This is a genomic window from Rhodopila globiformis (assembly GCF_002937115.1).
GTDB classification, from domain to species: Bacteria; Pseudomonadota; Alphaproteobacteria; order Acetobacterales; family Acetobacteraceae; genus Rhodopila; species Rhodopila globiformis.
Map to the genome: position 1 here is coordinate 1 of NZ_NHRY01000137.1, position 7,726 is coordinate 7,726.

Genomic DNA, 7,726 nt, shown 5'->3' on the forward strand with positions numbered 1-7,726 from the left:
AGGCCGAGTTGCTGAAGGTGCTCGACCACCCGGAGATCCCGCTGCACACCAATGGCTCGGAGAACGACATCCGCTGCCAGGTGACCAAGCGCCATGTCAGCGGCGGCACCAGGACCGACGTCGGTCGGGATTGCCGCGATGCCTTCCTTGGCCTCGGCAAGACCTGCCGCAAGCTCGGGATCTCGTTCTGGAACTATCTCGGTGCCCGGCTCGGCGTGCCCGGCGCGCCGGCGGTGCCTCGCCTCGCCGAACTCATCCGCTGCCGCGGCCAGCCGGCCTGAGTGGGGCCGGGTCCCGGGGTTGTGCCCCGGTTACAGCAAGACTGCGTTGCGAGCGGTGGCGTGACTCGATGGCGCTGCGTCTGCGCGCGTGGCGCTGGTTGATCTGGTTGACCAACGCCTGCTTGCCCTGCGGCTTGCGCGGCAGCGTCTCCTTCAGCATTTCGGCAATGTCGCGCGGTGTCAGCAACGCCAAACCTGGCTGATGCGCCACCCGCTGCTCGGCGATGAACAGCATGGCCAGCATCACCATGGTGACGTGGTGGTCCCAGGCCCGCCAGCCCACCGCCTGGTAATCGGCCAGGCCGCATTCACCTTTGGCATCCTCGAAGGCGCGCTCGACCCAGTAGCGCCCGCCCTGCATGTGGGCCAGGCGTTGCGGTGGGGCGTCGGCCGGCGCGTTGGACAGGCTTTATTTGATCAGCAATTCTCAATGCGACTGAGTCGCGTTTTGAGCGATGATCCATGTCCTGGTGGGTGAGTCGCAAATGCCACCATGCGGGGCTTTCTTCGTCTGAAGGCGCCATTTTCGCCACTTCGGCCTTGCGGCGCGCGGCCAACCACGATTCTGAGGCTGTGTGAGTGCCCTTGAGGACTGCCTTGCCGATCTGAACATGGTCTGTGCCGGTCTGCCCGACCGTCGCAAAGGGCCATTGCCTGTCGGCGCCTACACCATGGCGGCCATCGGCCTGTCCGCGTTCTCGCTGTTCTTCATGGGCAGCCCGTCGTTCCTGGCCCATCAACGGGCCCTGGCGGAGGGGCAAGGCCGCTCGAACTGTCAGACCCTGTTCGGCATCGCCGCCATCCCCAGCGACAACTACATCCGCCAGATGCTGGATGGCGCCCCGACGGCGGCGTTCGATGGGCTGTTCCTCAAGACGCTCGAGACGCCGGGGCTGCTCGCGCCATTCCAGCGCCTCGGCGGACGGACACCAATCGCGCTGGATGGCACCGAACACCATTGCTCGCGCAAGATCCACTGCCCGCGGTGCTTGACGCGCAAGCGCGCCAATGGCGGCACCGAGTATTTCCATGCCTTCCTTGGCGCCAGCATTGTCGCGCAGGGGCACCAGCATGTCCTGCCGCTGCCACCGGAATTCATCGTGCCGCAGGACGGCGCGGCGAAGCAGGATTGCGAACGCAACGCAGCCAAGCGCTGGCTCGCCCGCCATGGCGCCTCGCTGGCGCATCTGCGGCCGGTGTTTCTCGGCGACGATCTGTTTGCCTGCCAGCCGATCGCCGCGGACATTCAGGCCGCCGGGGGCAATTTCATCCTGACCTCCAAGCCCAGTTCGCACCGGACCATCAGCGAGTATCTGTATGGGGCCACGCTGGCAGAACATCGCGAGACGGTGCTCAAACGCGGCAAGCGCACCACCACGGTTTACCATTGGCTCGCCGACGTGCCGCTGCGCGACCGCGCCGACGTGATTGCTCACGGTTGGTGATGGCACGTGCATGCGGCGCGCCATTGTCGAGTGGTGCGCAATCGCAGTGATGGATGGCCCGGATGGGCGGGACGAACTACGCCGAGACGGGAAGTGGCTGACCGCGCAGGGTCAGTAGGATCGCCTCGAGTGCCCCGATCCCGCGCCGTCGCGCTGTTTCGATGATCGAGCGCACGTCGGCATGGAGCTTCGCGCCCCAGACCGAGCGAAAGCAGTTGGTGACCTTGCGGAAGACCGCACTCCAGCGCAGCGCCTGCTCCGAACCGTTATTGGTCGGGGCAGCCTCCGGCTCGACGAGAAAGACGAACAGCCTGTCCTGCCACCTGACCAAGCTGCGACGGAACCTCTCGGCGGCCACGTTGCCCATGATCGGCTGCGCGAGCATCTCCGAGAGCGCAAGGAAGTGGCGCCGGAAGAAGGCGTCGAGCACCTGCAGACCGTAGCGGCGCATCAGGTGCTCGCGGTTGCGCCAGACGCGGATAGCGCGGCACAGCAGCGGGATCACCCGCCCCGCCAGCACGGTGTCGCCGCTGTCGAGCGCATACTGGGCATCGCGGAGGATGTGCGCCCTATGCCGATGTCGGCATAGCGTGCATTACGCCGACCTCCGGGTTATGCCGACTTTCCCCTGCCAGTTGGCCCGGACGGCGGTGATCGCTGCCGCGGGGGCGGCATAATCAGAGCGCCTCGAGGAAGACGAGCAGCTTGTCCGGCGGCCGGTAGCGGCCTGGCGTGATGTTGGCTGGGGTTGCCTTCGCCAGAGCCCGTTCCTTGAGTTCGAGGTCGGCGTGCAGGTACATCTGGGTCGTCTCGATCTGCTCGTGGCCAAGCCATAGCGCGATGACAGAAGTATCGACGCCGGCGCGCAGCAGCCGCATCGCCGCGGTATGCCGCAACACGTGCATGGTGACGGCCTTCTGGCCCAGCGATGGGCAGGTGCGGGCGGCAATCTCGACGTACTTGGTAAGGCGATGCTCGAGTGCATCACGGCTGAGCGTCCTGCCACTCCGGGTGGCGAACAGTGGCTCGCTCGGTTGACCCGCGCGTTCGGCGAGCCAGCCGCGGAGAACCGCACTCGTGCCCGAGGTCAGCGGCGTGACCCGCTGCTTGCGCCCCTTTCCCAGGCAACTGACATGGGCGCCAGCGCCGAGATGGACATCGGCACAGTGCAGGCCAATCAGTTCGGACACCCGCAGGCCCGTCTGCGCGGCCAGCGCCAGCAGAGCACGATCGCGCCGTCCGGTCGGGCTTGACGGCGTGAGGGCGGCAAGCAGCGCGTTGAGTTCCGGTTCGCTCAGGAAGGTCACCAGCCGCCGGTCGTAACGCTTGGCGGGAATGGCGAGCACACGCGCGATCACGGCGGCATGCTCGGGGTGGCGCAGGGCGGCGTATCGGAACAACGAGCGGATGGCGGCCAGGCGGGCGTTACGAGTACGGACGCCGTTGTTCCGCTGGGTTTCCAGGTGGTCGAGGAAGGCGCCGATGACCGGGGCGTCGAGGTCGTCGATGTCCAGTTGCGATGGCTGCTTGTGTTTCTGTGCCGAGACAAAGACCAGCAGCAGCCGCAGGGTGTCCCGATAGGCGGCGCACGTGTGCGGGCTGGCCTGGCGCTGACGGATCAGGCGGTCCGTGAAGAACGCCTGCAAGGTTGTGGCAAGGGCGGTCATGCGTCACCTCCGAGGTGACGGTCCAGCCGTTCACTGGCCAGTTGCAGCAATTCCGGAGCGGCCGAGAGGTACCAGTAGGTTTTGCCGGGATCGACATGGCCGAGATAGGTCGACAGCAGCGCGAGCCGCGCGCCCGGGTCGCCGTCATCGCGATAGCTGTCAAGGATGGTGCGGACGGCGAAGGCGTGGCGCATATCGTGTAGCCTTGGCCGGCACATGGCTGAGCGCGGCAGCAGGCCAGCCTGGCCGACCAGTTTGTGAAAGGTCGGCCGGACGTTGGTGTAGAGCAACCTGGTGCCCGCCATGGAGACGAACAGAGCCGGCGAACGCGGCGCCTGACGGGGACGGTCGTCGCGGCCCAGACACGTCCCGAGAGCAGTGACGGTGCTCGGATGCAGCGGCACCTCACGGGACTTGCCGAACTTTCCGTTGCGGATCGTCAGCAGACCCTCGACCGGATCGAAATCGCCGCAATCGAGGTTGATGGCCTCGCCAACCCGCATTCCGCTCACCGCCAACAGGGCGATCAACGTCCGATACGTCGCCACCCGGTGAGGCGTGCGCAAGCTGCCGGCCGCCGCCATCAAGGCGGCAATGTCCGCATCCGAGTAGAGATAGGGCGTAGCGCGACGATTCTGCCCCGGCAGCAGGTCCCGCGCCGGCACCTCCGTCGCCGGGTCGATGCCTTGTAATAGGGGCAAAACCCCGGGCGAATTTGATGAGCGCTCATATCGTTCCGCAATTGGATACCAAAAAATGGCGGAATTCCATGCCTGTCGTTCCGGCTTCGAGCGTATGCTGCACGTGCGTGCCCGGGGTTTTGCCCCTATTACGATGCCTTGCAGGTAAGTGGCAAAGCGGCGAACGATCGACAGCCGGGTCGCGGCCCAACTTCGGTGCGCACCCGGCGAGACGGTCGCCCAGGCCACTGCCGTGGCAGTGGTCAGGTGGTCCTCACCACACGCCTCAACGTCGGTGAGGAACTGAGCCAGCAGTTTCTCGGCCCGAACCAGCCTGTAACCAAGGACGCGCCGCACGGCCAGGTAGTCGGCCAAGGCCTGGCGAAGGGGGTTCATGCGACCTCTCCCGGCCAGGGGCGCGCGATCGTGCGCAGCCGGTCGCGGTCGACCTTGGCGTAGATCGCAGTCGTCAGGGCGCGACGGTGACGCAGGAGCTGACCGATCTCCGGCAGCGACGCGCCAGCACGCAGCATCTGGGTCGCCGCGGTATGGCGCAGACGGTGCGCATGGATTTGGCCAAGCCCGGCCCGTCGGGCAGCGGCGGCCACGATCTGGGTCACTCCGCCGGAGCTGAGCGAACGATGCGGCGCCTTGATGCGCACGAACACGGTTCGACCATGAGGTCTTGCCGGACGGCCGCAGTGCAGATACGCCGCGACCGCTTCACCGACGTCCGTGGGCAACGGCAGGCGTTCGGTGCAATTGGCCTTGCCATGCACGATGATCTCACCGGCGCGCCAGTCGATGTCATCAAGCGCGAGCCTGGCCACTTCGTCCGCTCGCAGGCCCAGACGGACCAGGATGGTCAGCACCGCGAGGTCGCGGCAGCCGTTCGGTGTGCGGCTGTCGCAGGACGCCAGGAGGCGTCGGACCTGGTCGGCATCCAATGCCTTGGGCAGCCCGCTCAGCCGCCGGCCGGCGACCGATGGCACCGCCACGGCGAGCGATTGCGCGATGGCCCCATCGAGATGAAGGAAGCCGAGCAGCGAGCGGAGCGCCGTCACGGTCAATTTGGCCGCGCTCTGGCCCTGCTGCGGGCAGCGCCGGACCACGAAGGCGATGACGTCGGCAGACGTCAGGCCTGCCAGGTCCAGGGCAAGGCCATCAGGCGAGATCCTGCCCTGAAGGAAGAGACGCACCGCATCGACATAGCCGCGCGCGGTCTCGCTCCCCAGGCCACGCTCGACTGTCAGGTAGTGGCAATATCGTTCCAGCGTTGTCTCCACGGGGCCGCTGGGCATCGGCAATGGCGGCATTGGCGCCACGCCAAGGCCACGCAGGAAAGCCAGGATCGGCCGCATCGCCTTGATCGACAGGAAATCTCCGTAACCAGCGGCGCGGCGGGCACGCAGAAAGCGTTCCACCTCGCTTGCGTGCAGATCAGCCACGCCGAGGCCCTCACCCCCGAGCCAACGGCTCAGGTGGGCCAGCAGACCCATCTGTTTGCAGGCGGAACCTGGCCTATAGCCTTGGTTCGTGAGTTCGTCGGCGAAGCCAGCCGCAAATGCTGAAAGTGGACCCGATATCCGAACACAAGACGGATCGGTCGCCATGAAAGCCTCCTCTCATTTGGCAAGGAGAGGAGACTGCGCCTTCCTCGAGGCGCTCTGATTATGCCGCCCCCGCGGCAGCGATCACCGCCGTCCGGGCCAACTGGCAGGGGAAAGTCGGCATAACCCGGAGGTCGGCGTAATGCGCCAGGCAGGCTTGGTGCTTTTCGCCCCAGCCGGCCTGCGAGCCCAGACGGTCGGAGATCCAGACGCGCGGCCGCACGCCGCCGAGGAAGCGCTCGACCACATCCTTGTCGCGCCCCGGTTCGACGACGAAGCAGCAACTGTCGGCGTTCTGGAACACCCACAGCCACCAATTGGCCTTGCCCACGCGAAACGCGTCTCGTCCGAGCCGATCACCGTCCCGGCCAGCAGCCGCCTGCGGATCGGCGCCACCTGCGCCGCGAACGCCGGCGCCGCTGCCTTCAGTATCGCCGCCAGGGCGCCCTCGCTCAGCCTCACCCCGAACTGCACGTCCAGAACCGAGGCCAGCCGCTCATACGACACGGCGTGGCACTGCCGCAGATGCACCACCCTCGCCCGCAGGTTTTCGCCGAACGGCGATCCCGGTTCCGTCCCCGGCGGCGGCTCCGCTATGAACGCCTGGCGGCAGCACGGGCAGGTTCCGCGTCGCAGGATGACCCGGGTGATGACCGCCGGCGCCAGCGGGATCTCGACGTGGTCGTACGTCTCGCCCGCGCTTTGCTCCACCCCAGACAGGTCCGCGGCACAATGCGGGCACGTCCCCGCCCGCATGTCCTTCACCGCGGTCGGATTGTCGCACAGCGGGCGGTGTGCGCCCGGATGGCCCCGCCGCGGATGCGCCGGCGTGGCGGCGGGCAGTCCGCTGGCATTCGGTTTCACCGCCTGGGACGGCGGCAGGCTCGAATTCCGCGGCGTCTTCTTCGGCCGGCCAAGCCTGGCTTGCAGGGCCGCAATCTCCGCTTGCTGCCGCTTGATCTGAGCGTCCTTGGCACTGCCCTCGCCGCGCAGCCGCTCGTTCTCGGCCCGCAGCCGATCGTTCGCCGCGTGCAGCGCCGCGTTCTCATCCTGCACCTGCTGGAGCAGACCGTCCCGGAAATCGGGCTCCAGACCGATGCGGGCGGGCATATGCGTCATGGTCCGAGTGAAACACCGGCTCCGTCCCGGCTTCAATCACCCCGGACACAGGCCTGACCACAGCGTCAGCCCGCTTTCAAGCGGACACTTGGTGCCCGATGATGCTTCCCGGCATTCTCGTTACGATGGAGCGCCGTTTGGACGTGAACAATCACACGCCGACGCATTGCAGGTCACCTGGTTCTCCATCGAGATGTTCGACGCCAAGGGCAAGCGGACCTACCACAACAGTTTCGTGACTGACTTGCCGGTCACCGTAGGCAATGTCGCAGAACTCGCCGCCTGCGGGCGGGCGCGCTGGAAGATCGAGAACGAGACCTTCAATGTCCTCAAATGCGGCGGCTACAACCTCGAGCACAATTTCGGCCACGGCAAGGACACGCTGGCCAGCGTGCTGGTGGTGCTGAACCTGCTGGCGTTTGCCAATCACACCGTTGCCTCGCTCGCCGTCCCGGCCTGGCGGACGGCGCTGGCTGCAAAAGGCGCGACCTACCGGTTCTTCGAGCACTTGCGGACCATCACCACATACGTCGTGTTCCAGAACTGGGCGCACTTGCTGCACGCGATCGCGGAAGCTGATATCCGGCCGCCCTGAACCGGAAACGCCATCTCCTCGCAAACCCGTCCCCGCCGCCAGACAAGGCACAAAATTGCGCTTACAACCTGGATTTAGACCTGCTGCGGCGTCATGCCAGATTGGGCGCCGCGGTCAAATCCCTCCCAACACGAGAGCACAACCCAGGCGTGTAAGCCTTCCACTCGAAACAGCGGAGAGCCGATTACTTGGACGTTACTTATATCTTCCGTTCCCGTGGCGCTTGACCGCCGGGCATCTGCGCTGACGCGCCGCCGCCGTCAGCCTGACGGATGTCGAGAGCCTTCGCCGCCGGCGAACAAACCGCCACCCCAAACCCGCCCGCCATC

General features: G+C 66.4%; 8 protein-coding genes and 2 pseudogenes. 3 read left to right on the forward strand and 7 right to left on the reverse strand.

Annotated elements, in window-relative coordinates:
• A pseudogene (locus CCS01_RS13485) lies at window positions 1-281 on the forward strand (IS66 family transposase); the annotation flags it as partial.
• Here CCS01_RS13485 and CCS01_RS13490 read toward each other — a convergent pair.
• Window positions 253-642, reverse strand: coding sequence for a hypothetical protein (locus CCS01_RS13490; protein ID WP_104519339.1), 390 nt, complete (start codon window positions 640-642; stop codon window positions 253-255). The pseudogene CCS01_RS13485 and the gene CCS01_RS13490 overlap by 29 nt on opposite strands.
• Before the next feature lie 310 nt (window positions 643-952).
• Between CCS01_RS13490 and CCS01_RS13495 the strand changes: the two genes are divergently transcribed.
• Window positions 953-1,726 (forward strand): hypothetical protein, encoded by a 774-nt coding sequence (locus CCS01_RS13495; protein WP_146101737.1) that lies wholly within the window; start codon window positions 953-955, stop codon window positions 1,724-1,726.
• A gap of 76 nt (window positions 1,727-1,802) precedes the next feature.
• Here CCS01_RS13495 and CCS01_RS13500 read toward each other — a convergent pair whose 3' ends face one another.
• The 6 genes and pseudogenes from CCS01_RS13500 to CCS01_RS13520 form a co-directional block, all read right to left on the reverse strand.
• The gene (locus CCS01_RS13500; protein ID WP_104519341.1) at window positions 1,803-2,288 is read right to left on the reverse strand and encodes an IS66 family transposase; all 486 of its coding nucleotides are present in this window, start codon (window positions 2,286-2,288) and stop codon (window positions 1,803-1,805) included.
• A gap of 115 nt (window positions 2,289-2,403) precedes the next feature.
• Complete coding sequence (locus tag CCS01_RS13505; RefSeq protein ID WP_104519342.1) at window positions 2,404-3,393, reverse strand: tyrosine-type recombinase/integrase; 990 nt, start codon at window positions 3,391-3,393, stop codon at window positions 2,404-2,406.
• A complete protein-coding gene (locus CCS01_RS13510; protein ID WP_204848257.1) occupies window positions 3,390-4,469 on the reverse strand; it encodes a tyrosine-type recombinase/integrase in 1,080 nt (359 codons plus the stop codon). Before CCS01_RS13510 ends, CCS01_RS13505 begins: the two co-directional genes overlap by 4 nt.
• Window positions 4,466-5,686 carry a tyrosine-type recombinase/integrase gene (locus CCS01_RS13515; RefSeq protein ID WP_104519343.1) on the reverse strand — a complete coding sequence of 407 codons (1,221 nt, stop codon included), beginning with the start codon at window positions 5,684-5,686 and terminating at the stop codon, window positions 4,466-4,468. The genes CCS01_RS13510 and CCS01_RS13515 overlap by 4 nt, the downstream gene beginning before the upstream one ends.
• A 58-nt stretch (window positions 5,687-5,744) precedes the next feature.
• Window positions 5,745-6,014 carry an IS66 family transposase gene (locus CCS01_RS36095; protein ID WP_408887488.1) on the reverse strand — a complete coding sequence of 90 codons (270 nt, stop codon included), beginning with the start codon at window positions 6,012-6,014 and terminating at the stop codon, window positions 5,745-5,747.
• A gap of 14 nt (window positions 6,015-6,028) precedes the next feature.
• Window positions 6,029-6,802: pseudogene (locus CCS01_RS13520) on the reverse strand (IS66 family transposase); the annotation flags it as partial.
• Between the two features lie 91 nt (window positions 6,803-6,893).
• Here CCS01_RS13520 and CCS01_RS13525 point away from each other — a divergent pair.
• A complete protein-coding gene (locus CCS01_RS13525) occupies window positions 6,894-7,397 on the forward strand; it encodes a hypothetical protein (protein WP_146101738.1) in 504 nt (167 codons plus the stop codon).
• The last annotated feature ends 329 nt before the right edge of the window (window positions 7,398-7,726 follow it).

Coding starts and splice junctions, on each gene's coding strand:
- CCS01_RS13490 (WP_104519339.1), bottom strand. CDS start 642: ATGCAGGGCGGGCGCTACTGGGTCGAGCGCGCCTTCGAGGATGCCAAA.
- CCS01_RS13495 (WP_146101737.1), top strand. CDS start 953: ATGGCGGCCATCGGCCTGTCCGCGTTCTCGCTGTTCTTCATGGGCAGC.
- CCS01_RS13505 (WP_104519342.1), bottom strand. CDS start 3,393: ATGACCGCCCTTGCCACAACCTTGCAGGCGTTCTTCACGGACCGCCTG.
- CCS01_RS13510 (WP_204848257.1), bottom strand. CDS start 4,469: ATGAACCCCCTTCGCCAGGCCTTGGCCGACTACCTGGCCGTGCGGCGC.
- CCS01_RS13515 (WP_104519343.1), bottom strand. CDS start 5,686: ATGGCGACCGATCCGTCTTGTGTTCGGATATCGGGTCCACTTTCAGCA.